The organism is Cohnella faecalis (assembly GCF_003570905.1).
Classification (GTDB): Bacteria; Bacillota; Bacilli; order Paenibacillales; family Paenibacillaceae; genus Cohnella; species Cohnella faecalis.
In genome coordinates, this window is sequence record NZ_QXJM01000039.1 from 1,379,472 (window position 1) to 1,406,153 (window position 26,682).

At 54.8% G+C, this 26,682-nt stretch carries 27 protein-coding genes; 12 read left to right on the forward strand and 15 right to left on the reverse strand.

All coding sequences use genetic code 11. The features are described from left to right. The first annotated feature begins 117 nt into the window (after window positions 1-117). A complete protein-coding gene (locus D3H35_RS19450) occupies window positions 118-1,095 on the forward strand; it encodes a hypothetical protein (RefSeq protein ID WP_119148187.1) in 978 nt (325 codons plus the stop codon). Window positions 1,096-1,146: 51 nt separating this feature from the next. On the opposite strand, the gene D3H35_RS19455 is transcribed toward D3H35_RS19450, so the two are convergent. Beyond that, entirely contained in the window at window positions 1,147-1,455 is a 309-nt protein-coding gene (locus tag D3H35_RS19455) for a winged helix-turn-helix transcriptional regulator (protein WP_119150840.1), read from the reverse strand. Between the two features lie 158 nt (window positions 1,456-1,613). Between D3H35_RS19455 and D3H35_RS19460 the strand changes: the two genes are divergently transcribed. The 5 genes from D3H35_RS19460 to D3H35_RS19480 all read left to right on the forward strand — a co-directional run bounded on the left by D3H35_RS19460 (window position 1,614) and on the right by D3H35_RS19480 (window position 6,881). Further along, window positions 1,614-2,012 (forward strand): DoxX family protein, encoded by a 399-nt coding sequence (locus tag D3H35_RS19460; protein WP_119148189.1) that lies wholly within the window; start codon window positions 1,614-1,616, stop codon window positions 2,010-2,012. 50 nt (window positions 2,013-2,062) lie between these two features. After that, entirely contained in the window at window positions 2,063-2,767 is a 705-nt protein-coding gene (locus D3H35_RS19465) for a pirin family protein (protein WP_119150841.1), read from the forward strand. Window positions 2,768-2,923: 156 nt separating this feature from the next. Next, on the forward strand, window positions 2,924-4,525 hold the full coding sequence (locus D3H35_RS19470; RefSeq protein ID WP_119150842.1) for a spore germination protein: 1,602 nt from the start codon (window positions 2,924-2,926) through the stop codon (window positions 4,523-4,525). After that, window positions 4,525-5,769, forward strand: coding sequence for a Ger(x)C family spore germination protein (locus tag D3H35_RS19475; RefSeq protein ID WP_119150843.1), 1,245 nt, complete (start codon window positions 4,525-4,527; stop codon window positions 5,767-5,769). The genes D3H35_RS19470 and D3H35_RS19475 overlap by 1 nt, the downstream gene beginning before the upstream one ends. Further along, complete coding sequence (locus D3H35_RS19480) at window positions 5,766-6,881, forward strand: GerAB/ArcD/ProY family transporter (RefSeq protein WP_158594193.1); 1,116 nt, start codon at window positions 5,766-5,768, stop codon at window positions 6,879-6,881. Before D3H35_RS19475 ends, D3H35_RS19480 begins: the two co-directional genes overlap by 4 nt. On the opposite strand, the gene D3H35_RS19485 is transcribed toward D3H35_RS19480, so the two are convergent. From D3H35_RS19485 to D3H35_RS19500, 4 genes are all read right to left on the reverse strand, one after another. Beyond that, window positions 6,831-7,148: a hypothetical protein gene (locus D3H35_RS19485; RefSeq protein ID WP_119150845.1), complete on the reverse strand. Its 318-nt coding sequence runs from the start codon at window positions 7,146-7,148 to the stop codon at window positions 6,831-6,833. The two genes, D3H35_RS19480 and D3H35_RS19485, sit on opposite strands and share 51 nt — an antisense overlap. Before the next feature lie 40 nt (window positions 7,149-7,188). Continuing rightward, entirely contained in the window at window positions 7,189-8,133 is a 945-nt protein-coding gene (locus D3H35_RS19490; protein WP_233568008.1) for a cation diffusion facilitator family transporter, read from the reverse strand. A gap of 167 nt (window positions 8,134-8,300) precedes the next feature. Beyond that, a complete protein-coding gene (locus D3H35_RS19495) occupies window positions 8,301-9,113 on the reverse strand; it encodes a histidinol-phosphatase (RefSeq protein ID WP_119150846.1) in 813 nt (270 codons plus the stop codon). Between the two features lie 31 nt (window positions 9,114-9,144). Continuing rightward, window positions 9,145-10,047, reverse strand: coding sequence for a LysR family transcriptional regulator (locus D3H35_RS19500; RefSeq protein ID WP_119150847.1), 903 nt, complete (start codon window positions 10,045-10,047; stop codon window positions 9,145-9,147). A 206-nt stretch (window positions 10,048-10,253) separates the two neighbouring features. On the opposite strand from D3H35_RS19500, the gene D3H35_RS19505 reads away from it, so the two are divergent. The 4 genes from D3H35_RS19505 to D3H35_RS19520 all read left to right on the forward strand — a co-directional run bounded on the left by D3H35_RS19505 (window position 10,254) and on the right by D3H35_RS19520 (window position 14,812). Then, window positions 10,254-11,825 (forward strand): MDR family MFS transporter, encoded by a 1,572-nt coding sequence (locus tag D3H35_RS19505; protein WP_119150848.1) that lies wholly within the window; start codon window positions 10,254-10,256, stop codon window positions 11,823-11,825. Between the two features lie 15 nt (window positions 11,826-11,840). Further along, window positions 11,841-12,440 carry a PadR family transcriptional regulator gene (locus D3H35_RS19510; RefSeq protein WP_119150849.1) on the forward strand — a complete coding sequence of 200 codons (600 nt, stop codon included), beginning with the start codon at window positions 11,841-11,843 and terminating at the stop codon, window positions 12,438-12,440. A 190-nt stretch (window positions 12,441-12,630) separates the two neighbouring features. Continuing rightward, complete coding sequence (locus D3H35_RS19515; RefSeq protein WP_119151234.1) at window positions 12,631-13,893, forward strand: MFS transporter; 1,263 nt, start codon at window positions 12,631-12,633, stop codon at window positions 13,891-13,893. Between the two features lie 97 nt (window positions 13,894-13,990). Continuing rightward, complete coding sequence (locus D3H35_RS19520; RefSeq protein WP_119150850.1) at window positions 13,991-14,812, forward strand: class I SAM-dependent methyltransferase; 822 nt, start codon at window positions 13,991-13,993, stop codon at window positions 14,810-14,812. 208 nt (window positions 14,813-15,020) lie between these two features. Here the strand turns inward: D3H35_RS19520 and D3H35_RS19525 are convergent, their stop codons facing one another. The 10 genes from D3H35_RS19525 to rfbH all read right to left on the reverse strand — a co-directional run bounded on the left by D3H35_RS19525 (window position 15,021) and on the right by rfbH (window position 24,107). Then, entirely contained in the window at window positions 15,021-15,329 is a 309-nt protein-coding gene (locus tag D3H35_RS19525) for a hypothetical protein (RefSeq protein WP_119150851.1), read from the reverse strand. Between the two features lie 4 nt (window positions 15,330-15,333). Beyond that, window positions 15,334-15,648, reverse strand: a complete 315-nt coding sequence (locus D3H35_RS19530; RefSeq protein WP_119150852.1) for a hypothetical protein — start codon at window positions 15,646-15,648, stop codon at window positions 15,334-15,336. Further along, a complete protein-coding gene (locus D3H35_RS19535; protein ID WP_119150853.1) occupies window positions 15,638-16,054 on the reverse strand; it encodes a hypothetical protein in 417 nt (138 codons plus the stop codon). The genes D3H35_RS19530 and D3H35_RS19535 overlap by 11 nt, the downstream gene beginning before the upstream one ends. Before the next feature lie 31 nt (window positions 16,055-16,085). After that, window positions 16,086-16,457, reverse strand: a complete 372-nt coding sequence (locus tag D3H35_RS19540; RefSeq protein ID WP_119150854.1) for a hypothetical protein — start codon at window positions 16,455-16,457, stop codon at window positions 16,086-16,088. 50 nt (window positions 16,458-16,507) lie between these two features. After that, window positions 16,508-17,716 carry a glycosyltransferase gene (locus tag D3H35_RS19545; protein ID WP_158594194.1) on the reverse strand — a complete coding sequence of 403 codons (1,209 nt, stop codon included), beginning with the start codon at window positions 17,714-17,716 and terminating at the stop codon, window positions 16,508-16,510. Between the two features lie 473 nt (window positions 17,717-18,189). Next, on the reverse strand, window positions 18,190-19,956 hold the full coding sequence (locus tag D3H35_RS19550) for a thiamine pyrophosphate-binding protein (RefSeq protein WP_119150856.1): 1,767 nt from the start codon (window positions 19,954-19,956) through the stop codon (window positions 18,190-18,192). 17 nt (window positions 19,957-19,973) lie between these two features. Beyond that, entirely contained in the window at window positions 19,974-20,906 is a 933-nt protein-coding gene (locus D3H35_RS19555) for an NAD-dependent epimerase/dehydratase family protein (RefSeq protein ID WP_119150857.1), read from the reverse strand. Then, window positions 20,894-22,027 carry a CDP-glucose 4,6-dehydratase gene (gene rfbG, locus D3H35_RS19560; protein WP_325050099.1) on the reverse strand — a complete coding sequence of 378 codons (1,134 nt, stop codon included), beginning with the start codon at window positions 22,025-22,027 and terminating at the stop codon, window positions 20,894-20,896. Before rfbG ends, D3H35_RS19555 begins: the two co-directional genes overlap by 13 nt. After that, complete coding sequence (rfbF, locus tag D3H35_RS19565; RefSeq protein ID WP_119150859.1) at window positions 22,009-22,785, reverse strand: glucose-1-phosphate cytidylyltransferase; 777 nt, start codon at window positions 22,783-22,785, stop codon at window positions 22,009-22,011. Before rfbF ends, rfbG begins: the two co-directional genes overlap by 19 nt. Continuing rightward, window positions 22,782-24,107: a lipopolysaccharide biosynthesis protein RfbH gene (gene rfbH / locus D3H35_RS19570; protein WP_119150860.1), complete on the reverse strand. Its 1,326-nt coding sequence runs from the start codon at window positions 24,105-24,107 to the stop codon at window positions 22,782-22,784. The genes rfbF and rfbH overlap by 4 nt, the downstream gene beginning before the upstream one ends. A 204-nt stretch (window positions 24,108-24,311) precedes the next feature. Between rfbH and D3H35_RS30385 the strand changes: the two genes are divergently transcribed. Further along, entirely contained in the window at window positions 24,312-24,911 is a 600-nt protein-coding gene (locus D3H35_RS30385) for an acyltransferase (protein ID WP_158594195.1), read from the forward strand. After that, complete coding sequence (locus tag D3H35_RS19585; RefSeq protein ID WP_119150862.1) at window positions 24,851-26,305, forward strand: glycosyltransferase; 1,455 nt, start codon at window positions 24,851-24,853, stop codon at window positions 26,303-26,305. Before D3H35_RS30385 ends, D3H35_RS19585 begins: the two co-directional genes overlap by 61 nt. Window positions 26,306-26,682: the final 377 nt, after the last annotated feature.

The following is a 26,682-nucleotide window of genomic DNA, read 5'->3' on the forward strand; positions in this document are numbered from 1 at the left end:
GACGGGGCGATCCTGGAGTCGGGTAATTTCCGACTCCGGGACCGTTTTATTGTAGGGACAGATGACGGAGTGCGTGGTACAATATTTTCCATCTTATGTTTTGTCGGAGGGAAGCTATTGTCGGCAGCCGAAATAAGCAATAGGTCTAGCAAAAGCTCGTTCAATCCTCCCGAACGCCGAGGAGGAGCAATCTGGTTAGCGACAATGATCGCGTTAGCGGGACTATGGACTTCCGGGAGCTCGATCTGGCTGAAAGGCATAGCCGGCTGGATCGTCGTAGCGATAGCCTGGACGGCCGTGCTTCGATTAAGGAGGGAGCTGTCTGCACGCGAAGCGTCGATGGCGTTAATCGGTTCGGCCTTATGCTGGCTGGCATCCGCCGGGGCCGGGGTCGCCGGGATGTTCGTTGTATGGAATGTAAATCCGTATACTTCCGTACTTTCGAGCCTGGAAATACCGTTTTTTGTTCATATTACAATTGATTGCGCAGTGATATTCGCCGTTCTTGCGATTACGGTATGGTTATGGTTTCTATCCGCCGTCGTACCGACCGTAGCTCGCAGGACAGGCGGAAATCCGATTCGAATGGTTGTTCTAGCCGCTTCCGAGACGCGCAAAAACGTCCGATTGTGGTCAATGCTTCCGCTGACTGCTTGTATCCATCTCATCTCATGGGCTGTAGCGGCAAGCTGCGGGGGCGCCGCTCAGGCCATTGCAGGGCTGGCGAACGGTTGGGTGGAGCTGTTGCTGCTTGCCGGATTGCTGCGCGTCTCGAAGTTCGCGCCTCTTGCAGCGCCACGACAAGCAGCCGATTCAACCGTCACCGTCGTTCGAGGTCGTCGAACGGCGCTCATCGCCATCGCTGCCCTGAATCTGCTGTTGTTCGGGTTCTACTGCGTTTTGTTCATATCGGGAGGACATCCCGCTTGGAAAGTCGGGTTGACGTATCCGCTCAGTATAGCCAGCGGAGCGGTAATCGCAGCGATTTCCTGGCTGCTTGGACTGTTTAAGCCTCTTTATTATGTTGCGTTAGCGGTTATTTTTTTGCTCGTGTCTATTTTGTTCGTTCTATTGATTTTTCAACAATTGAATTAAAGGTTTGCAAGCAAAAAGGCCGTTCCGGTGAACGGCCTTTTTGGCTTGGTGCTACATCCATTCCTCGCCCCAGTTCTGGATGGATTGAATGACTTCCTCCAGACCGCGGCCTTTCTCGGTTAACTCGTATTCGATGCGAACCGGCATTTCCGGGTATACGGTTCTTGTCAGGATGCCTAGCGACTCCAGCTCTTTCATACGGTCGGTGAGCATCTTGTCGCTCATGTCGGGGATCTGACCTTTAATGTCTTTGAACCGTTTCGGACCGCCAAGCAGAACTCGTATAATGAGACCCGTCCACTTTTTGCCGAGCAAATCAGCAGCCGATTCGTATTTGGGGCACATCTTGGAATAATCCATAAGGACTCCCCTTCTTTCAATATTGTAACATACTCACTTGTGGAAAGTAAGTGAAAACTTAAATTAAGTTTTATACTTGACAAAAGTAAGTGACTTAAAATAATATACTAACATAAGGACGGCACAGTCCAATACTAAAAAGAAGGCGAGTGTTCATTATGGAATGGGGATTACTATTATTGAGGGTCGTTATCGGCTTGTTATTCGTAGGTCACGGGATGCAGAAGCTGGCCGGATGGTTCGGCGGTTACGGATTGAACGGCACGGGCGGCTTTTTCGAATCGATTGGAATCAAACCGGGTAAAACGATGGCCTTTCTAGCCGGATTGGCCGAGGTTGCAGGCGGCTTGCTGTTCGCTTTCGGGTTCCTTACACCGCTGGCGGCCCTGTTGATCGTAGGCACGATGCTTATCGCCATTATCAAGGTACATGGCAAAAACGGCCTATGGGTTACGCAAAACGGGTATGAGTTTAACCTCGTACTGATCGTCATCGCCATCGCGGTTGCCTTGATCGGTCCTGGCGATTATTCGTTGGATTCGTTATGGATCGACTAATCGGCTACGACAATTTTATCTAACTGCATGAACCAAGGGAGGTTTTCAAGATGATTAACGTACAGCGTTCCCAAGACCGGTATTCCGCGGATCACGGCTGGTTGAAGTCCAGGTTTAGTTTTTCATTCGCCGACTATTACGATCCAGACAATATGAGCTTTGGACCGATGAGAGTGCTGAACGACGATTGGATCGCCGAATCGGAAGGGTTCGGCATGCACCCTCATCGCGAGATGGAGATCGTGACAATCGTTCTGAAAGGCTACCTGGAGCATCGGGACAGCTTGGGCAACCGGGCGAAAACGACATGGGGAGGCATCCAGCGAATGACGGCGGGAACCGGAGTGCATCATTCCGAGTTCAATGTGTCGGAGGAAGAGCCGTTGGAGCTGCTGCAAATGTGGTTCATGCCGGGTGAACGAGGGCTCGCGCCTTCTTACGAGACGACGGATTTCGATCCGGCTGAGCTTCGCGGGGCGTTCGTGCCGGTCGCGTCTTCATCCGGCGTTACCGGCAAGGTCGCGCATATTCACCAGGACATGACGATTTATTTGTCCGAAGCGGCCGCCGGGCAAAAGCTCGAATACGCCCTGCCGTCCGGACGCAAAGCGTTCCTGTTCGTTCTGGAAGGCGATCTGAGAGTGAATGAGGATACGATATTGGAACGCCGCGACGCCGCCCGACTCGAAGGAGTGACGGAATTGAGCTTCGCCAGCTCAGACGGAGCGCGGTTCATGCTCATTGATTTGCCGTAACGCTATTGCCGTATGCCGAGCAGCCTTCTCCTGACTGGAGAAGGCTTTTTTCGTCGTTGAGGAATACATAGGTAAAAACGGGAAAAGTTTGACATACTATCCGAAGTCAACAAATCTGACAAGACGGACGTTATATCGAGTCCGGGGGAGGGCAGCATGCGATCGCAAGGCAGAAGAGCCAGGCAGAACGGCACGGAGACGACCGGTCAACGCGGGGTGCCCGGCGGCTCGGGCCAGCTCGATTCCGAACTGGAAACGAATTTGAGCCGAATACGGACGGAGCTCGCATCCAGTCCCGATTTGATCGTGCGCAAGTTCACCTTGAGAACGGAGAGCAGGCTTCCGGTCGCGGCCGTCTATTTGGATTCCTTGACGAACAAGGATAACGTCAACGATTTCGTTATACGTTCTCTGTTGACGCCATCCTTGCCCGAGCCCCCCGCGGATGCGGAATCGCCGGAGGAGATCTTCCGCTACGTGTGCGATAACGCGCTCGCCGTAGCCCAATTCGAAATCGTCGGGAATTGGACGACGATGCTTCTCGAGCTTCTGACGGGCAAGACGATTTTGCTTGTGGACGGTTGGGCGGAATGCATTAGCGGCAATACAATCGGCGGAGAGACGAGGGCAGTGTCCGAAGCAAGCACCCAAGTCGTTATTCGCGGGCCGAAGGACAGCTTCACCGAGTCGGTCGCCACGAACGTAGCCCTCGTCCGCCGAAGAATCCGCAGCCCGAAGTTCGGCTTCGAGGCGATCAAAATCGGAACGATCACCCAGACGACGGTCGTCATGATGTACATCGAAGGAATTGCCAAAAACTCGATCGTTCAAGAGGTACGAACGAGACTTGGTAAAATCGACACGGATGCGATTCTCGAGTCGGGCTACATCGAAGAGTTCATCGAGGATAACTGGTTTTCGCCTTTTCCAACGATTTACAACACGGAGAGGCCGGACGTTGTCGCGGCTAATCTGATCGAAGGCCGGATAGCCATTCTGGTCGACGGAACGCCGTTCGTCCTGATTGCGCCGACGGTGCTCTCGCAATTTTTCGCTGCGGCCGAAGATTATTACCAGCGTTACGATATCGGCTCCTTTATCCGTCTGCTGCGTTACATGGCTTTCGTTATTTCGTTGTTCGGACCCGCGATCTATATCGCACTGACGACGTTCCATCAGGAGATGCTGCCGATGGCGCTGCTGATCAATTTGACGGCGGCCAGGGAAGGGGTCCCGTTTCCTGCGTTGATCGAAGCGTTCGCGATGGAGCTGTGCTTCGAAATTTTGCGGGAAGCCGGCATACGAATGCCGCGGGCGGTCGGGCAAGCGGTGTCGATCGTTGGCGCGCTCGTACTGGGGGAAGCGGCCGTGCAGGCGGGCATCGTCTCGCCAATCATGGTCATCGTCGTCGCCATAACCGCGATCGCCAACTTCTCGATCCCGTCCTATAACCTCGCTATTACGGCTCGAATGCTGCGGTTTTTGTTCATGCTGGCGGCCGGCTTCCTCGGATTTTACGGAATCGTGCTTGGAATGATTATGCTGGTCGCGCACATCAACTCGCTTCGATCGTTCGGTGTCGCTTTTTTATCGCCTATCGTCCCGTTTCGTTTCAAGCAGATGAAGGATATTTTCATTCGGACGCCGCATTGGACCATTACCGAACGTCCCGACGAAGTCGCCGCGGATCTCGTGAAGACTCCTCCGGGGGAAGGACCGCGAACGGATACGGACGGCAAAGGAGACGGGGTAACGTGATGAAGCCGGGAAAGCGGCTGTTCAAGCTTGCTATGGCCGTCCTAGCGACGGCATTCGCGGCAGCTTCCCTGTCCGGATGCTGGAACAGCCGGGAATTGAACAAGCTGGCTATCGTGACGGCTCTAGCTATCGATCGGGCGCCGGATTCGGACAAGTACAAATTGGCTTTTCAAGTCGTTATGCCTGGAGAGCTGTCCCGAACTTCCGGCTCGGGAGGAGGTAACTCGACGCCCGTCTCGATTTATGAAATAGAGGCTTCCACCTTGTTCGAAGGGATCCGCAGAGCGTCGAAACAAGTTCCCAGGCAGCTGTTCTTTTCTCACGTCCAGGTAGTCGTGCTTGGAGAGAGGCTGGCGAAGGACGGAATCGAGGAAATATTCGACTTTTTCGAGCGCTCGCACGAGGTGCGTCTAACCTCGATGCTGCTTATCGCGCGAGACGGATCGCCGCTGAATTTGATCAGCTCTCTCGTTCCGATGGAAAAGCTGCAGGCGAACGCTTTGCAAGGAGCAAGCACCCTCTCGTCTCAAATTTGGTCCGAATCCACGGTTGTCGAAATTGACGACGTCATTCGGAAGCTGATCAATCCGGGCGCCGAGCCGACGATCGGAGGCCTTAAGCTGATTGGCGACGATAAAGCTGCCACGAATAAGAAAAGCTTGGAGCAAACGGTCCCTTCTCACCGCATCGAGCTGTCGGGAATCGCGATGTTCAAGGAAGGGAAGCTTGCAGGCTGGTTGGATGACGGTTTTGCAAAAGGATTCTTGTTCGCGACGGATCGGGTTCGAAGCACGGTCATGAATCTGAATTGCGAAGGAAAACGCGAAGGAATCGCTCTCGAGGTCGTCCGGAGCAAGGCTTCGAGTAAAGTGACGATGAAGAAGGGAAAAGTCAAGGTCGATATTAGCGTAACGGCGGAAGGCAACGTCGGCGAAGTCAAATGCGGGATTTCGCTGGACAAGCTCAGCGTTCTCCGAAAGCTGGAGAAGGATTGGTCCGAAGCGGCAAAAGTGGACATATTGGGTGCGGTTTATACGGCGCAGCAATACAAGGCGGATATATTCGGCTTCGGCGAGTTTTTGGAGCGCTACCATCCGAAGGAGTGGAGAAAAGTGAAGGACGAATGGGGCGAAGCATTTGCGAAAGCGGATGTGAACGTCTCGTTCCGGGCGGTCATTCGGAGAACCGGCATGCGAGGGAAATCGCTGCTGGAAAAAACGAAAGAAGGAGAGATTTCGGAATGAAATACCCGTTGGAGCATATGGGCCCGCTTCATCTCTTCTCGTGGGTCGTGCTGTTCGAGTTGGGCTCCGCTGTCGTCATTCCCATCGGAATGGAGGCGAAGCAAGCCACATGGATCGTCATTTTGCTGGGATGTCTATTCGGGCTCGTGTATATGGGAGCCGTCTATGGGACGCTTTATCGGATGTTCCCGGACATCCCGCTTACGGGCTACGCGAGGCAAATCGCGGGAACCGTTCCGGGGTGGCTCATTGGATTCGCTTACCTGCTGTACTTCGTTTACATCGCAAGCCGAAATACCCGCGACTTCGGGGATTTGCTAGCCGCAGCTTCCTACGATTCGACGCCGTTGTCCGCGCTGAACTTGTTCATGGTCGTCGCCGTCGGCTACGTCATCCATTTCGGATTGGAGGTATTCGGAAGAACGGCTTTTGTCTTTTTTCTGTTCACGGGCGCCATCTTCAGCTTCATCCTGCTGCTCGTCGTCTTCTCCGATATGTCCGAATATCGCCGCATGCTGCCGATTCTCGGAGACGGCTGGAAGCCCGTGTGGAAAGCATTGTTCCCGACGAATATAACGTTTCCATTCGGGGAACTGGTCGTGTTCACTATGCTGCTGCCGCATATGAACAAGAAATTCAAAGCCGTTCGAATCGGCATGGGAGCGATGATTGCGAGCGCTCTGCTGCTATGCATCGCGACGTTCGTCGATATTTCCGTACTCGGCGTGGAGATCGCCTCGCGGGCGACGTTTCCGCTATTCACATCTCTGAGCCGATTGCGGCTAGCCGAATTCGTGCAAAGAATGGACTCGGTTGTGCTGCTGCTTCTCGTTATTACGAGCTTTTTCAAGATCGGCGCGTTTATGTTCGCGGCCATATTGGCGGCACGGGACTTGTTTCGAACGGACAACTACAAGACGCTGATAATGCCGGTAGGTATCGTCGTCTTTTGTTCGTCGCTCGTTATGGCGGGCAGCTTGACGGAGCATTTGGAGGAAGGGCTTAAGGTCGTCCCCCTTTACGTGCATTTGCCGTTTCAATTCGGCCTTCCGGCCGTGTTGTTACTTATCGCTGTCTTGAGGGGGCACAGGGTTCGTTCCGCCTCCGCTTGAATTCGTCCCGGCGGTCAGTATGGCTGCGAGGAGCTTGCCAAGCGGCTTGCGTACGAATGCGATCAGCACGCTGACCACGATGGAGGTTTCGATAGCTCCCATCATTTTGAAGGGAAGAATCATATTCAGCTGCATATAATACGGTCCGATTCCTTGCAGGACATCGATTATTAGGTCGACGGCCAGGCTGCAGACGAGAATCAGACCGAAAATCCAGTATCGCTTAGTACCCAGATCGTTCAACCCCATTCTCACGATTAATATCATGAGATAGTGTTGCCCTTTTCCGGCGGTTATCGCGGCCCATTTAGTGGTGTTGAAATAGTTTGCCGTATTCACCATGCGGATGAATGTCGGCATGCTCCATTTGGATCGTCGAATGGGTGATGCCGTATCGCTTCTCCAGCATGTCGTTCACGGCCAAGATAATGCAGAACGGCTGAATGTCCGAACGGACGAACATGTGAGCTGTCAACGAATAATGGTTCGTCGAAATGGCCCACAGATGCATCTCGTGAACGTCCTCGACTCCTTCGAGCTTGCGAAGCGCCGATCTGATTTCCTCCAGATCGAATTTGTCCGGCACTTTCTCCATCAGAATGGCTGTCGATTCGCGCAAAATTCTCGCACCGCCGATGAAGATAATGCAGCCGATAACGACGCTGATTAGAGGATCGAAGCTGAGCCATCCGGTAAAGTAAATGAGAATGGCGGAGAGGATAACCCCGACGGAGCTGAGTAGATCACCTATAAAATGCCATAAAGCGCTTTGGATGTTCAGGTTTTCTTCCTCATGATGACTGCGGCTCAGAATGATCGTCAGCACCAGATTGACGACAAAGCCGATAGACGCGATCGTCAGCATGAGTCCGAATTCGAGCTCTTCGGGATGAATGAAGCGGCGGGCTCCCTCGATAAAAATACCGACGGCGATGACGCACAGCGCCAGCCCGTTCAAGAACGAAGCGATAATTTCGAAGCGCAAATAGCCGAACGTGTATTTGGCGTCGGACGGTCTTTCCGATAAATAGATGGCGGTCATGCTCAGTCCGAGCGCGATGACGTCCGACACCATATGGGCGGAATCCGACAAGAGCGCGAGGGAGTTGGACATAATCCCGCCCACGATTTCGACAACGGTGAAAAACAGCGTCAGCAGCAGCGTAATCCATAAGGTTCGACGGGATTTCGTCTGATGTTTGGCATGCTCCAAGTGATGATAATCATAAGGTTCGTTTCGCTGTGCGATCACGGAGAACACCTTCCTTGGAATTTGTTACACAATTGAAATATTACTGTTACGGCAATGTCGCAGAGAGGGGGTACAATGAGTAGCAAGACCCCCTTTTTTCATATGTTGGACCCGCCACCGAATGGCGGGTTCCTTTTTTTTGTCCGGAAAGCGGCGGGTTTTCGCCGCTACAGCTCTACGATAACTTTGGCTTTCCGGCGGTAGAATACCCAGCGCTTAAAGCCGATTTCCTTCAGCCTCCGCCGAACGAGCTCCCATTCGTCGCCGACCCGGTCCGGGATGTGGGCGTCGGAGCCGAACGTTACGTCCACGCCAAAATGCAGAGCGCGCTCCAGCATGGCGTCGGAAGGGTACCAGCCCCCGACATCCTTCGTCTTGCCGCTCGTGTTGATCTCGATGGCGATGTCATGCTCGGCAACGGCTTGCAAAGCCGCGTCAATCTCCGCTTCCGCTCCCGCAATGTCCTGAAACGCCGGATAATAGCCTTTCATCGCGTCGATATGGCCCAGCACCTGGAACAAGCCGGTGTGTACCGATTGGCGAATCAGCTCGTAATAATGCATTTTCTCGTCCGTCTGCTGCCGGGCATTCAAGCCCTTCCATCTGTTCCGGTTGAAGATGCTGACGCCTCTTGTCTGGTGGACGGAGCCGATAATGTAGTCGAACGGATACTTCTCGTACTCGGCGCGGTACTTGTCGATGTGCTCGGGAAAAAAGTCGGACTCCACTCCGAGCAAAATTTCGATTTTGTCTTTATAACGCTCCTTCAACCGAAGCACTTCATCGACATAGCGGGGAAATTCGGATTTGGCCATCGCGATATAGGGCTGGGCGTGATCTTCCTCCCGGGCGAAGTAAGGGGAGTGGTCGGATATGCCCAGAATCGTCATTCCCGCATCGATTGCCGCCTTGATGTAATCTTCAATGCTCCCCGACGCGTGGCCGCACCGGTCATGATGAGTGTGCAAGTCGAATTTCATAGGTAATGCTCACGCTCCTCGCTTGGATGTATCATTCGCTGCCTACGAATTGATGTTCAGGCATACCCTTGAGATCGTTCAAAAATTGCCGCATGGCGCTGTTCAAGTAACGGCCCGACTTGGTCATGACGCCGACAGGGTGGCTTGCTTGCAGCGCGCTGACGGGTATCATCTTCAGCGTGCCCCGTTTGAGCTCTCCGGCGATGGAAAGCTTAGATACGATAGCGGCGCCAAGGTTAAGCTCGGCCATCCGCTTCACTTCCTCGCTGCTGCTCAACTCCATAACTATATTCGGCTGAATGCCGTTGTTTCGGAATACTTGATCCGCGAAGCGCCGGCCCAGCGTATCGGGCGACAGCATGATGAGAGGAACGTCCTTGAGGGAGCTTATCGTTACCGGTCCCGCGGAAGCGAGAGGATGACGAGGGGCTACGACCAATTCGAACGTGTCATAATAGAGGACGGACGTCTCGACATGGGTGTTTCGGTCGGACAAGTAGCCGATGCCGACATCGACCGAGCCGTTCTCCACGCTTGCAAGCACTTGGGTGGACGGCATCGATAGTATGGTCGACTTAATAAGCGGGAATTGATCCTGAAAATAGGAAAGAACTCTCGGCAAAATTTGAATGGCGATGGAGGACGTCGTGCCGAGAACGATATGTCCTTGCGGATTTTGATCGAGGTCGGAAAGCTTCTGCTTTAATTCCTCCACGATAGCTAAAATGCTCTCCGCGTGTTCCAGAAATACTTGCCCCCGGTCGGTAAGCGTGACCGGATGATTCCGGTCGACCAGCACCGTCTTGAATTCGTCCTCGAGGCTTTTGATCTGGGCGGAGACCGCAGGCTGCGTCAAATTAAGCAGTTCGCCCGCCTTGCGGAAGCTTAGCGTTTTCGAAATCGTAAGAAGAGTCTCCAGTTGGCTAATATTCAATCGATCGCCTCCTGAGATTGAAGTTATTTATCACGTTAAATTAAAGCCATAAAAAGGATTTGTCACTTTTTATTATAGGCTTTTTTGAATCGGGTAGCAAAAAAACAGGTTGAATGTTACTCAAATTTGAGTATTATAGATTTGGGTAATCAAATTTGAGTACTAGTCACTCGGAAACCAATCCGATAACGGAAGGAAGTCGAAAAATGGACGCTCAAAAAAGCAATTCGCGCATGGTCGTCGCAGGCCTGCTGCTAGGACTGTTCATGGCCGCGCTCGACCAGACGATCGTATCGACGGCGATGGCGACAATCATCAAGAAGCTTGGCGGCATGGAGAGCTTCGTATGGGTGTATTCGGCCTACATGATCGCAATGGTCGTCTCGACGCCGATTTTAGGCAAGCTGTCCGACATGTACGGACGCAAACGTTTTTTTCTGTTGGGCTTATTTTTGTTCGTAGTCGGTTCCATTCTGTGCGGCACCGCCCAAAATATGGACCAGCTCATTATTTACCGGGCGATTCAGGGGATAGGCGGCGGCGCTCTAATGCCGATTGTATTTACGATCATTTTCGATCTGTTCCCGATCGAGAAGCGCGGCAAAATGATGGGCTTGTTCGGAGCCGTGTTCGGAATATCGAGCGTGTTCGGTCCGATTATGGGCGGGGCGATTACGGACAATATGAGCTGGCGCTGGATTTTTTACATTAACGTGCCGATCGGCATTCTGGCGTTTCTGTTCATTCTGCGGGCGTATCACGAATCGAAAATCACGCGCAAGCCAAGCATCGATTGGGCCGGCGCGGTGCTGCTGACGGGAGCGATCCTGTCCTTGATGTTCGGACTGGAGCTCGGGGGCTCGGACGGCTGGGCATGGGGCTCCGTAAAAACGATATCGTTGTTCGTCGCATCCGGCGTGCTGCTTGTCTTGTTCCTGCTGGCGGAGAGAGCGGCGAAGGATCCGATTATAAGGCTGAGCTTGTTCAAGAAGCGCCTGTTCACGAGCAGCATGATGATCAGCCTGCTGTACGGCGGGATTATGATCGCAGGCGCAACCTACATTCCGATATTCATTCAAGGCGTATTCCACAAAACGGCGACGCAGACGAGCACCGTGCTCATTCCGATGATGCTCGGAGTCGTCTTGAGCAGCCAAGTCGGCGGCCGGGTCGCCGGAAAATTCAAGTACCGCGACGTCATGATTGTCTCGGGCCTAATCTTGCTTGTCGGGTCGCTCTTGCTCGGCTTCGAGATGGATACGTCGACCAGCCGCTTTTTGATCGGCGTGTACATGGTAATTATCGGGCTCGGCATGGGGGTTTCCTTCTCGCTGCTCAATATTTCGACGCTCAACTCGGTCGAACCGCAATACAAGGGCTCGGCGTCGTCGCTTATTACGTTCTTCCGGACGATCGGCTCCGCTCTGGGCATTACTATATTCGGCACGCTGCAAAAGCATGAGTTCCAAGCCGGCATTAAAGAGCTGCCGAACCTCGATCCGCGTTTGCTCGCCGAGATCAAAGGAGGCCAAGCTTTGCTCGATCCGGTCGTTCAGGCTAAAATGGGCTTATCGGCCGAAGCGGTGGGCGCGCTGTTATCCAAGCTGGCGGATTCGATCATTTCCATTTTTCAATGGTCCATCATCTTGCCTGTCATCGCGCTGATATTTGCTATCCTGATGGGACGGGCGCGTCTGGAAACCGCCAAGCCGGCACAGAAGGGCAGCTCCGAACCTCACGGTGACGGGGCATCGCGCCCAGAGCCTTCCTTGCATTAGGAGTGACGATTAGCCATGTCTACTAAGCTTCTCATCCTGGGACTGTTGATGGAGCGGGATCGGCATCCTTACGAAATCCGACAGGTCATTCGGGAGCGGAACTGGAACGTCGTATTTCTGATTCGCGACGGATCGCTGTATTACGCGGTCGACCAGATGCGCGACGACGGAATGATCGAGGCGGCGGAAGTGATACCGGTTCCGGGCGACAACAGGCCGGACAAAACGGTGTACCGTATTACGGAAAAAGGAAAAGCCGCCTTCCTGAAGCTTCTGCACGCTCAATTCGAACAGACGGCTTACCCGCAGCACCCGTTTTTTCCCGCTCTTCCATTCGTAAGGCATGGGGATTCGCAGAAGGTGGCGGAGAGCGCGGCGAAGCAGCTAGAGGCTTGCGAATGCCGGATAGAAAGAATGAATGCCGTGCTGGAGCTTAAGCAGCAGTATCTCCCCAGAGGCTCCATTCACCTCATGCGCGGAATTATCCGGTTCAGCGAGGCGGAGCGCGATTGGCTAAAAGACGTGCTGGCCGATGCGGAGTCGGGGGGGCTCGAGGATGCTGGCATGTCATTCGAGCTGCTGCTGAAGATGCAGGACGAGTGGAAAACAAAATAACCGTCGAAATCGCCTTCATCTGGAATGTCTTCCTGGTGCTAGGCGATTTTGGCGTTCGGGGTCTATTAAATTTTTGTAAAGTCGCCTGCTGCGCCCCAATTGGATTATAAAGCGAAAAGGAATAGCGGAAGGGATGTCGAATGTTTTCGGTCAAACGATAGCCCAAACGGGCGGGAGGACGAACGAAAAGATGCAGGACGATCGCAAAGCGGTCAAGTCATGGATTATGTACGATTGGGCGAATTCGGCGTTCGCCACGACGATCATGGCGGCGGTCATGCCGATCTACTTCGTCTCGGAAGCCATCGGTGGAACCGACGCAGGCTGGGGCTTCACCCAGACGGCGGCCGCGATCGTCATCGCGCTCTTGTCGCCGCTGCTCGGAGCGATTGCGGACCATTCGGGCAACAAAAAGGCGTTTTTGAAGTTTTTCATGTTCGTAGGCGCCGCAGCCAGCATTCTTCTCGCCGTACCCGGCAAAGATGACGTGCTGCTTGCATCGGCGATCGTCATACTCGGTATGATCGGCTTCGGCGCGGGAAATACGTTCTACGACGCTATGCTCAACGACGTCGCTTCTCCCGGCAATCGAGAACGGATAAGCGCGAACGGCTATGCGATGGGGTACCTCGGAGGCGGCGTTCTGCTGGCGTTTAATATTGTCATCATCCAAAAGCCGGAGCTTGTAGGACTCGCCGACAGCGCGGCCGGGTCCCGGATTTCTTTCATATCCGTCGGAATATGGTGGCTCGTCTTCTCGATTCCGTTATTCCGCAACGTTACGGAGACGAAGAAAGCCGCGCAGGAGCGCTTCGGCAAGAAAGTCCGGGAGGGGCTGGCGCGTCTTCGGGTCACCTTTTCCGAAATACGCCAATACCCGGAATTGTGGAAGTTCATGATCGCTTATTGGTTTTTCTTCGACGGCGTCAATACCGTCATCGTTATGGCGACCAGCTACGGCAAGACGATCGGCATAGATACGGGTCCGCTCATTACCGCTCTGCTGCTGACACAGTTCATCGGCTTTCCCGCTACTTGGCTATTCGGAAAGCTGGCGGACAAGATAGGACCGAAGCGGATGCTGTACGGCTCTCAGGCGATGTATATCGTTATCGTCGTGCTCGGATTTTTCATGCAGAATGCGACGCACTTCTATATTCTCGCCGCGCTTGTCGGTCTGGTGCAGGGGGGCTCGCAGGCAACCGCGAGATCCATCTACAGCCGACTGATTCCCAATGGAAGAGCGGCCGAATTCAATGGGTTCCTATCGTTCACGAGCCGGTTCTTCTCGTTCGGCGGCCCGCTCGTCTTCGCTTTGGTGAAGGTGTTCACCGATTCCAGCAGGTACGCGATATTAGCGGTCGCTTTCTTTTTCGTCATGGGCATGCTCCTGCTTTCTTTCGTCAATACGGCCAAAGGCGAGAGGGAGGCCGAGGGGCGGACGGTTTTGTAAAAAGCGCAGCAGCCGCCCGAACGACCGGTTCGCCTTTGAATAGGATGAGAGAAGCTTTTTGATATTTTTCTCGCACCTATAGGAGGCGATCGGCAGCTTGACTCGCGAATTTCAGACGATTTACTTGGATTACAAGGTGACGCCGACTCCGAGGTTCGGTTGGGAGAAAAAGCCGCACGGAAAGCTGCACGCGATCATCGATCGCGGCCGCGAGATGTACGCCGAGCGCTTGAGCACCTTTCGGACGTTAGCGGAGCCGCTCTCCCGAATCGCGATGCGGGAGGATCAGGCTCGCTCCGACCGGCCCTATTGGAGAAATCCATGGTTTACCGGACTGGACGCCTTGGCGCTATACGGGCTGCTGTCCGAATGCAAGCCGCAACGCTATTATGAGATCGGATCGGGCAACACGACCAAGTTCGCGAAGCAAGCCGTTCGGGACGGGCAGCTCGGTACGTATATGGTATCGATAGACCCGGAGCCTAGAACGGAAATTGACGCGTTGTGCGACAAGGTCATCCGCCAGCCGCTTGAGGACACGGATTTGACGCTGTTCGACGAGCTGGAAGCGGGAGATTTTCTGTTCGTGGACAGCAGCCATCGGTCTTTCATGAATAGCGACGTGACGGTCGTGTTCATGGAAGTGCTGCCTCGGCTGAAGCCGGGAGTCTATGTTCATTTTCACGATATTTTCCTTCCGCATGATTACCCGGCTGCCTGGGCCAAAACGTACTATAACGAACAATACGTATTGGCTGCGGCTTTGCTGGCGGAAGGGACAACGTTCGAAATCGTTCTCCCCAACCAATTCATCGTCCAGGATTCGGAGCTAAGAGCTTTGCTGCTGCCGGTTTGGGAGCGGCTTGGCGCTCCCGATTTGGACAACGTCGGCGGATCGTTCTGGCTGCGCACGCGTTGATGATTTGGCCGCTGCTTGACCGTGAACGCGCAGATTAAGTCAGGCGCACCGGCGTGGCGGACGGCTGCTGGAGATGTGAGAAAGAGTCTTATAAGTCAGGCGGCACCGAGGGCTCCAGTCAACCAAGACCAAAAAAAATGGCGGTACAGGAGCAGCCTCCTGTCCGCCATTTTTTGGCTTGCGCCACAGTCTTCATTTTCGCGGCCGCTCATGTTAGATGCTGCGGGAAAGCGTCAAGAACCGAATTCAGCTTCATTTGCAGCAGCACTTCCTTAAGGACGACTTCATTCAAGGTAGCGCGCACGTCTTTATTAATATGGAGCACCTCGCCGATGGAGCCGGGATGCGTCGTTCCCGGAAGCGTGCCCAGGATGAACTGGATTTTTTCCGCTTCCGCGTTCATGATGTGGGCCAGGCTGATTTCCTCCAAAGCGATGGATACGAGAAGCAAATTGACGGCGTCCTTCGTCGTTACATTGATCGTCGGCGTGATGTTCGGAACATTCGGTAAGGACATCGGGTTACCTCCTTGTTATCGTCGTACCTTTGGTGAACATCGATTCGGGAAGCGTCGGCGAAGGGAAGAAGAGCGTGAACGTTCCCTTCGCAGGCAAGGCTATGGTTTTCCCGTAACCGGCGTAAGGCGCGGGTGCCATCGCTTTGCGCGGCTTTGTCCGAAGAAGCATCGTCTCCGTCTCGGCGAGCAGCATTCGGAGGGGAGACTCGTACGCGGAAAGTGAAAGATGTCGGCAGGAAGCCTGCAGCCGCGTTATGCTGTTTTTCATCCGCTCGGCGGCGGCATACAGCTGTTGGTTGATGTCATGCTCATCTTCCATATCCGTCCCCCGACTCGTCCATCAGACGTTTGCTTAGCTCGACCATCCGAACGAGCAGCTTTTGCTTCTCGACGAGCAGCTCCAGCATCCGGGTTACTCCGTTCTGAAAATCGTTGATTTGCTGGTTCGTCGGAGCGGTAGGATAGTTGCCCTCACTGCCTGTGAAAGCTTCTATTTGACCGGCTTGCGCATGGATCAGATGGGAAATGGCCGCTTCCTCCGTCGCGACGGCGTCCAGCAGCCTGGTGAACGCTTCCTTGCTCGATCGGCTATCCGGAAAGGTGAGGCGCTCGCGGTTCATCGTATTTCGTTCCGCCTCCGTCGCGAAGTCGGACATTTTCAATTCTTCGCGGGCCGCCGCCTCGCGTTCGTCCTCTCGCTCTTGAGGTATCCCATTGACACCCATGCGCTCCCCTCCTTACCGGCGACTACGGTTTCTACAGACAGTCATCGTCGAATTCCTCATCGATAAAATCGCCTTTATCGATCGGAGGCTCGTTGTTGTACGGGGAACAATCCTCGGTTAGGGCAATGAGCCGGTCAAGCCGCTTAAGCGCAATCCATTGCTTCATCGTTATTCCTTCCATGAACTGCGACACCGAATCGTTAAATTGAATGAACTCTCGGCAATGGACATGGTGCTTCCGGCCGACATGATGAACGAAGGCTTGCATCTCCTCCGCTTCCGCGTTGATCAAGTGCGATAACGCCAGCTCATCCATCGCGATCGAGCTGAGCAGTAGAGAGATCGTCTGATCCTTGGATATCGAAATGAGCGGAGTTATATTCGGAATGGATGGCTGAGACAAAAGGGCTCACCTGCTTTCAAGGTTGGTACCGCGTCCGTACGTGCGTTTAGTTAGTTGAAGAGGGGGTCTTTTGCTCTGACCGGGGCGGCTTTTATGAGAGCTTCCAGCTGTTCTGTGCTTAGTCTTGCATCTTCAGCCAACGAAGAGATAACGTCGATGCGGTGCTTGTCGGCTACGCGGTTAAGCGCATGAAGCGGCGGAGAGTAGGAGTGACGCATCCGGACGGCTTCATGATAGGATTGAACGGCTTCGTCGTATCGCCCTTTTTTCTCGAGACATAATCCGAGGTTGTACGCAGCGGCATAGCTTCCCGTTCCTTGCTGGACCAAATATTCCGATTGTCGTTCTCCAAGCGCGAGACATTCGTTGAAATGGTTAACCGCCTTATCGTATGCCTGTCTGCTCATGCAGATGAGTCCCATGTCATAATGCAGCTCGGCATAATCCGGGTAAATCCGCAATGCCGCCTGCAAGCCGCGAGTGGAGTCGTTCTTCGTCAGATACCGCGCGAAAATGTGATACTTGAGCTTATATAGAAAAGAAGGAGGGACGCGGTACCCCAGATCGAGAAACAGGCGAATCGACTGATTGAGATGCTGAACCGCCTCTTCGTGCAGGTGAGCACGGTAGCATTCGCAAGCCATATGATAGGCGGTGAAGGGGCTTTTGGCGATTGAGGGCGCCGGGTCGTTCTTAGCCGCTTTCATCTTGTGCTTCTGCAGCAGGCCGGTTGTCGGCGCGTGGTGGATACGGACGGCCAGGGAGCCGAATTTGTTCAGAGCTTCGGCGCTTGCCATTTTTTCTTCAAAGTTCAGCATACCGTGAATTTTCCCCGTGAATCGGAAGCCGCTGCCGTTGCGAAAAAGCCGTGTGCGGGCGAATTCGCGGCCTTGCGCTGCCGTTCCATCTTTGGAAGGATGCAGAACGACAGGCAGCAGCATTAATTCCTTGTCTTCTTCGTATAAGGCATCACGGAGCTTATAACGATCCTGAGGGTCCAAATATTCGTCCGGGCTGGTATGCAAAATCCAATCTCCGGTGGCGAGCTCCAGCCCGAAATTGTGGGCGTCCGAATTCAAGCCGTTGCCCGAATAGTCCAGCACGTTGGCGCCGCACGATAGAGCGATTTCCTTCGTTCGGTCGGTTGAGCCCAAGTCGACGACGATGAGTTCATCCGCGATGAACTTCACGCTCGTCAAGCAGCGCTCAATCGTATTTTCCTGGTTGAAGGAGACAGCAAGGAGCGATAGTTTGTTCAAGACAGCCACCACCTCGGGAGCGCGTGGAAAGACAAAAAAAACATAGACATCTTGAACATATGCGGGGTTTGCGGGCTGCATGCCGGAATGGAGTAAAAATGGCGGGGGTTCTTTGTGACGCATTTGAGCATATCGGAGGCTGTCCGGCGGGTAGTCGGGGAGTAAATGTGACGCATTCGAGCACAACGGAGGCTGACGGCGGGTGGTCGGGGAGTAAATGTGACGCGTTCGAGCACAACGAAAGCTGTCGGCGGGTAGTCGGGGAGTGGTTGTGATGCATTCGAGCACAACGGAGGCTGACGGTGGGTAGACGGGGAGTAAATGTGATGCATTCGAGCACAACGGAGGCTGTTGGCGGGTAGCTGAGGAGTAGTTGTGACGCATTCGAGCACAACGGAGGCTGTCGGCGGTTAGTCGGGGAGTAGTTGTGACACGTTCGATCACAACGGAGGGGAATCACTTTCCGCCGGATATTAGCTATCCAGCGGATCGATGATCATCGTTCGCTTAAGCTCGTCGCGTTCGAGGAAGGGCGACATGTCTTCCAATGGGCGGCCTACGGTCAGCTTCGGGTTGACTGTCGTAGTTAGGTCCAATCGGACGTCCACCAGGACACAACCCTCTTGACTAAGCGCGTGCGCGATAACCGCGTCGGCTGCCTCCCAGCCGTCCAGCCGATAAGCGTTCCAGCCGTAAGCTTGGGCAATGGCGACGAGGTCCGGGCAGCCATAGCCGACGACGGTAGATTGGTGCCGTCCGTCGAAGTACATATCCTGAAACTGCCGAACCATGCCGAGATGCCGGTTGTTCATGACGAACAGCTTGACGGGCAGTCGATGACGAAGCACCGTATCCAGCTCTTGAATGTTGACCTGAAGGCCGCCGTCGCCCAAGATGGCGATCACGCGGCTGCCGACAGCCGCCTTAGCCGCGCCAAGCGCGGCGGGAAGGCCGAAGCCCATCGCGCCCATGCCGCCTGCATTAAGCAGCCGTTGTCCGGGGCGAAGCCGGAACGATTGGCTGGCCCACATTTGATGCTGGCCGACATCCAGGCAGACGATGTCTCCGTCCGACGAGCGCTCCGCCAACAATTCCATAAAAAGATTCGGATCGATTCCATCCGAAGCGACGGAAGGGTTTCGCGTCGGGTAGCGGTCTCGCCAACCGTTCAGCGCTTCGTGCCATGCCGCATAGGCAGGCCATTCCGTCGATTGTGCGGCATCGCACAATGCGCTCAAGAAAGCTTTGGCATCGCAGCGTATCGCCAGATCGGCTTTGACTTTGCGGTTCAATTCCGCCACGTCGATGTCGACATGGACGACGACGGCCCCGCGAGCGAACGTCTCCGGACGGGTGCCCGTCTGCCGCGTGTCGAGTCTGGAGCCGATAACGAGGAGGACGTCGCAGTTGGCCACTGCCAAGTTGCTGTATCGATGTCCGTACGATCCAATCAGCCCGAAGCTTAGCTTCTGATCGAAGGGGATAGCGTCCAAGCCCAACAGCGAGGAGACGCAAGGAATACCGGAAAAATCGGCGAACGTGCGCGCAAGCTCGGCAGCCCCGGAAGCCCGAACTCCCCCTCCGACAAGCATCAACGGTCTATCGGCTCGAATAAGCAGATCCATCGCTTGATCGACCAACCGGCCGTCCAGAACGGGCAAGGCGGATTCATATTCGCGATATTCATTCGAATCATAGAACGATTCCAGCCGCTCCGGGTCAATGTCGGCTCTCTGGACGTTCATCGGAAGGTCGAGCAGAACGGGGCCGGGCCGCCCCTTTTGCGCCGTATGAACAGCTTTTTCCAAGGCGAACCGAATTCGGCCCGGATCGGTGACGAGCTCGGCCCACTTCGTAATCGGTTTTGCGATCCCTACGATGTCCGTCTCCTGAAAGCCGAGCTGACGAATGGGAAGCTCGAATTTGAACTCGAACGTATTCACTTGACCGGTAATGAACAAGCAAGGAACCGAATCAAAAAAGCAGCTGCCTATTCCCGTCAGCAAATTCAGCGCGCCGGGACCGCTCGTAGCCATCGCGGCTCCAAGCGAACCGTTCGTCCGGGCGTAAGCCTCCGCTGCGAAAGCGGCCGCCTGCTCGTGATGGACGGAGACGCATTCGACGTCCGGTCGTGCTCCTGCGGAATCGAGCAGATGAGTAATCGCTCCGCCTGTCATCTCGAAAATATGATTAACGCCGCGACTGGCGAGAAAATCGATAACGTAATCGGACAATTTCACGGATGTTCCTCCTGACGTCAGAGGTAATCGTTCATGCGCGAGTGAATCCACTCCACCGTGCTTTCTAGCCCGGTCTCCAAGTCGTACATCGGTTCCCATAAGAAGAGCCGCTTCATTCTGGTCGTGTCTGCGGTCCATATCGCCGATTCCGTCCGCCTTGGCGCGAGAGATCCCCAGGAAGGCTGCGACTCGACTCCGATGATTTGATAGAGGATGCTCACGACTTCGCCGATCGAGTACTGCACGCCGGAGCCCAGATTAACGATTTCACCCGACGGAACCGGCCCTGCCAGCATAATTTCGCAAATGTCCAGCACGTCTTCGATGTAAATATAATCCCGAACCGACGAGGGGGTCAGGACGGACGGCGTTTGCCGGCGAAGCAGCTTGCTGACGACATAAGGGATAAGCCGCTGCGGATCGTCGAAAGGGCCGTAAGGGGAAAACAGGCGAAGCGTAACGACGGGAAGTCCGGTTTCCACGGCGCGGGAACGGCAGTAAAGCGTCGCTGCCGCCTTGGATACCGAGTAGGCTCCGATCGGCTCCAGCAGCACATTTTCGCTCATCGGCGTATCTTTCACTCCGTATTCGGAAGAGCTCCCGAAATGAACGAAAGCCTCGAATCCGGTCCTCTCGCAAGCACCTAGCAAATGCATCGTGCCGAATAAATTAGAGAGAAAAGCCCGCTTGACATGCTGCTGAAAAGAGAACCCTCCGTAACAGGCCGCGTGGAATACGTATTCCGGCCGAATTCCGGTTACCGCCCGAACGACCGCATCCTCGTCCTCAAGATCGACATGATGTTCGATCAGCTTCGGAGCAATCGACTCGATTCTCCATCGATTGGACGAGGGCCGGGTGAAAATATGAACCTCAAGGTCGAGAGCGGCCATACGATGCGCGATCGCCGCTCCGATGAATCCCGTCGCTCCGGTAATCAGGATCCGCATACGGGATCACGCCATCCGTTCAAATACTCGTCAATCTGGCGTTCGCAAAAAGCGAGCATAACCTCTTGTCTCTCATAGGCATCGTACCAATCCAGCACCTTCCGAACGGTTGTATCCAAGCTCCACTTCGACGTCCAGCGAAGCTGCCGGTTGGCTTTGGAGCAATCGAGCTTCAGCAGGCCGGCTTCATGAGGGTTCGCGTTCGACGGCTCCAGCTCATAGAAGGAATGGCTTCCGATGCAATCCCCCATTAAGCCGAGCACCTCCTTCACCGTTCTAACGTCGCTGCTATCCGGTCCGAAATTCCAGCTTTCCCCGAACCGGGGCCCATCCTCGACCAAGCGCTCGGCTAGCATCAAATAACCGGATAGAGGCTCCAGCACGTGCTGCCAAGGCCGTATCGCCATCGGATAGCGAACCTTCATCGCCTTCCCGGACTGCAGCGCTCGAACGGCATCCGGAACGAGTCGGTCGGCGGCCCAATCGCCTCCGCCGATGACGTTGCCGGCGCGAGCTGTCGCAAGGCTCGTCAGATGTTCGGAATAGGATGACGGATTCCAGAACGAGGAGCGGTAAGAGGCCGTGACGAGCTCCGAGCACGCTTTGCTGCCGGAATAGGGGTCATAGCCGCCAAGCGCGTCGTTCTCGCGATAGCCCCACGCCCAATCGCGATTGTCATACACTTTGTCGGTCGTTACGTTGACAAATGCGCGAGGCCGGGAAACGGCGCGGGTGCCGGCCGCCAAGCGCAGCGCTTCGAGCATATTTACCGTTCCGACGACGTTCACCTCGAACGTCTCTCTCGGCTTGTCATAAGAAGCGCGGACGAGAGGCCGCGCGGCCAGATGAAACACGACGTCCGGGTCTGCCTGTCCGACGGCTTTCTCAAGTGACTGCGAGTCCCGAACATCTCCGAAAACGGTCGGAACGAGCTCGTCAAGGTTGCATAGCTCGAACAAGTTAGACGCGGCAGGAGGCCGGAGCGCATAGCCCGTTACATCGGCGCCCATCCGGCGAAGCCAGACGGCAAGCCAAGCACCCTTGAAGCCGGTATGACCGGTCATGAACACCTTTTTCCCCCGCCAAAAAGACGGATTGACGCTCATTTGTCCATTTTCCACGGCGCATTCCCCGTTTTCCAAAGGGCATCTAAATACGTTTTGTCCCGGAGCGTATCCATCGGGTGCCAGAAGCCGTCGTGCTTGTAGCCTTGAAGCTGATCTTCTTGCGCAAGCCTGATGAGAGGGCCTTGCTCGAATACGGTATCGTCCCCTTCGATGTAATCGAAGATGTCGGGACGAAGGACGAAGAAGCCACCGTTAATCCAACCGCCGTCCCCCTTCGGCTTTTCCTGAAAGCCGGCGACGCTGCCGTCTTCCTGCAAATCGAGCATCCCAAATCTGCCCGAAGGCTGAACGGCGGTTACGGTGGCGATCTTTCCGTGACGGCTATGAAACGCCGCGAGCTCGGCGATGTCGATATCGGCGACGCCATCCCCGTAAGTCAACATGAACGATTCGCCCTCCAAATAAGGCTGAACGCGCTTCAGCCGTCCTCCGGTCATCGTATCCAGCCCCGTATTGACAAGCGTTACTTTCCAAGGCTCGGCGGTATGCTGATGGACGATCATCTCGTTTTCTTTTTTGAAATCGAACGTAATGTCCGATTCCAGCAAGTAGTAGCGGGCGAAGTACTCTTTGATCACAAACCCTTTGTACCCAAGGCATATGACGAATTCGGTCATGCCGTAATGAGAAAATATTTTCATAATATGCCACAGGATCGGCTTGTCGCCGATTTCGATCATCGGCTTCGGACGAAGATGCGTTTCCTCGCTGATTCGGGTACCGTAGCCTCCCGCGAGCAACACGACTTTCATGGCTCGACGCTCCTTCCGAACGCTTCGAACAGGGAGCTTGCCGCAAATGCGAGCATTTCGTCGGTCAAGCCCGGATAGACACCGATCCAGAACGTGCCGTTCATAATGCGATCCGCATTGGGCAAGCCGCCGACGACACGGCATGAAATGTCCCGGAAGGCGGGCTGCTTGAGCAAATTACCCGCGAACAGCAGGCGCGTTCCGATTTTGCGGGCTTCGAGAAACTGAACGAGCTCGTTGCGGCTGATCGGAGAGATTTCCCTGACGGTAATCGGGAAGCCGAACCAGCTTGGCACGCTGTCCGGCGTCGCTTCGGGCAGGACGAGCACATCTTCGAGGGGCGCGAGCGCCTCGCGGAGAAAAGCGAAATTGTCCTTGCGCCGCTGAATGAATCCGGGAAGCTTCTTCAACTGGGCCACGCCGACCGCCGCTTGCATGTCCGTTACTTTCAGATTGTAGCCGATATGGCTGTACGTATATTTGTGGTCGTATCCGCACGGAAGCTCCCCGAGCTGCCAGCCGTACCTTTTGCCGCACGTATTGTCCTTGCCGGGGTCGCACCAGCAGTCCCGTCCCCAGTCGCGGAACGATTCGACGATCTTCTTCATTCGCGGATCGGACGTAAGAACGGCTCCGCCTTCGCCCATCGTAATATGGTGAGCCGGGTAAAAGCTCGCGGTCGCCACATCTCCGAACGTCCCGACTTTGCGGCCGTCGTATTCGGCGCCGACTGCGTCGCAGCAATCTTCGATCAGCCATAGGCCGTATTTGTCGGCGACTCGCTTCACTTCGCGCAGATCGAAAGGATTGCCTAGCGTATGCGCAACGACAATCGCTTTTGTTCGCTCGCTGACAGCCTTCTCAAGCATGGACGCATCCAGGTTGTAAGTGGGAATATGCGAATCGAGAAAGACGGGAACGCAGCCGTTCTGGACAATCGGCGCAACGGTTGTCGGAAATCCGGCCGCTGCGGTAATGACCTCGTCTCTGGGCTTCAGTCGGCGTTCTCCCCACTGGGGAGAAGTTAGCGCCGATAAGGCGAGCAAATTGGCGCTTGATCCGGAGTTGGTCAGAAGCGCGTACCGGGTTCCCATCGCATTGGCGAACTGCTTTTCGAATTGGGCGGCATAGCGGCCGGTCGTTAACCAGAAGTCGAGCGAAGCGTCGACGAGCAACTGCAGCTCTTCGGCATCGAACACTTTGCCGCTGACGGGTACCGGGTCGAGACCGGGTCGGAACGGCTGCGGCTTTTCTGCGGAATCGTAATAGTGCGCGGCGGATTCCAGGACGGTCTGGCGCCATTCATCCCGCGATAAAGCCATGCGGCAACAAGCCCCCTTCAAGAAGAGAAAGATCGGAATCGATTCCCTATCATACTCAGCTGCGGGAAGCCGGGGAACGGTGTATGACCCCTTATGCGTGCAACGCGGCTGTGCCGAAGCACATTTGTGGCTCTTTGCGGGATTAGGTCGAATATAGTGGGAACCAGAGCGAGCTGTTGCACCCCATTGAATGGAGGAGTTCGATTGAGCGGATTTTTGAACGCCGCCTTTACTTCCAGATTCGTCAAATTCGGCGAAGGCTCCCGGATACGCGAAGGCGGAAATATTTATTGGCCGGAGAAAATCTCGATTGGAGACAACGTAGCGATTGAAGAGGGCTATTGGTTTAATATCGTTCCTCTGAATGACAGCGACGGACCGAAAATTATAATCGGAGACGGCTGTGTCTGCGGCATGGGATTGAGCTTGTCGGCCGTAAACAGGGTGGAGCTCGGGAACAACGCGCGCATCGGCTCTAACGTCAATCTGTCCGATACCGACCACCGATACGACGATGTCGGCATTCCCGTTCTTGCCCAAGGCGTCGCGTTGACCGACGGCGCATTGGTGATCGGGGAAGGAGCCACGATCGGAGCGAATTCCGTTATTGCGGGAAATCGGCGTGTCGGCAAAGGCAGCGTCGTCCTTCCCGGCAGCGTCGTCGTCGCGGACATCCCGGATGGCTGCGTTGCGGCGGGCAATCCGGCCGTTATCGTGCAGGTTTACGTTCCGGAGACGGGAGAATGGGTCGAAGCTCGCAGCGCGATAGAAGCGGAGCAAGCGATTCGGAAGAGGGGACGATAATCGTGGAAAATTCGGAAAAGATCGCGATCGGCAGCGGAGTGTACATGCGCCCGCCCCACAGCTTGTCGGTCATCGGGACAGGCCGCGGAGCGGAAGCTCCCTCTATCGTTATCAGAGATGGCTGTCAATGCAATCTGGGCTTGACGATCGAGGCCGTTAACGAGGTTGTGCTGGAACGTCATGTGTTGACAGGCTCCAACGTGTATTTATCGGACGCGGAACGGCCTTATCCGGGTTCTTCCCCATGGGCGAACGGGCATCCCGACGTATCCGAAGGCAGGCTGTCGATCGGAGAGGGCGCTTATATCGGTACGAACTCCGCCGTATTGGGCCCGGTGCGAATAGGGAGAGGCAGCGTTGTAAAGCCGAACAGCGTCGTGACGAAGGACGTGCCCGATTATTGCGCGGCTTGCGGCAATCCCGCTGTCATTACGGAAGTGTACGTGCCGGAGACGGGGAAATGGGAAAAAGCCGGAAACGAGGAAGAGGCATTCCGGCTGCTGGAGCGCCGGCGGCTGCGGCCCTTGCTGACGATCGGCATTCCGACGTACAACCGCGCGGCGAATTTGGATTACTGCCTTAGCACGATATTTATGCAAATAGGAGATTCCGAGCTTGTGGAGGTCTTCGTGTCGGACAACGCATCGACAGACGGCACCTCGGAAGTAATCGAACGGTATTCGCGAAGCTTTCGCAATCTGGAGCATTCGCGTAACGAGCGGAATATCGGTGCGGATCGCAACATTTTGCATGTGACCAACGCTGCTAACGGGAAGTTTATCAAGCTGCAGGGAGACGACGACTTTTTTGTGGACGGAACGATTTTGCCGCTGCTGAATTTGCTGCATCGCCGTGGCGATTGCGGCGTCGTGCATGTGAACGTGCTTAACGGAGACGGCCGCATTTCGATTGGCGAAGGAGCGGACGATTATTTGGCGGCGACGGGCTATGCGGCTACATTCATCACTTCGACGATCCTTCGCAGGGAAGATTGGCAGCGGGTCGCCGAGCCGTCCAAATTCAACGATTCCTCGCTGAACCAGTTTTATTTTCAATACGCGGTATTGACCGAATGCAATCCGAAATTTGCGATTATGAACTGCGGGATGTTCACTTATGCGGGCAACGAGCCGCGAGAATACAATTTCGGGGAAGTGTTCGTGCGGAATTATTTGGCCGTTCTGCGGAGCTTTGAGGGCAGGGGGCTTTCCGAGGAACGGATCCGGGCCGACAAGGCGAAGCTATTCTATCATTATTTGATGCCGTGGTATCGCCGCATTCGAACGATGTACGATAGAGAAATTACAGCAGGCTTTGAGGAAATTTTCATGGCGGATTTTCGGGATGAACCTTATTTCGACGAGGCGTTAGCCTGGATTCGTTCCATCGGGTAAAACAATGTTACTACTTAGGTGACCTGAGTAGTAACACCCACAGTTTCTATTTGCTGCGGATGGCAGATGAACACTCGATTTAAGACACCCACAGTTTCTATTCGCGGCGGATGTCGGGCAAGTGCTCGATTTAAGACACCCACGGTTTCTATTCGCGGCGGATGACGGACGAGCGCTCGATTTAAGACACCCACAGTTTCTATTCGCGGCGGATGCCGGACGAGTGCTCGATTTAAGACACCCACAGTTTCTATTCGCGGCGGATGACGGACGAGTGCTCGATTTAAGACACCCACAGTTTCTATTTGCGGCGGATGACGGATTACCCGTTCTTAGAATTAAGGGGAACCTAAGCAGTAACAAAACAATGGCAAAAA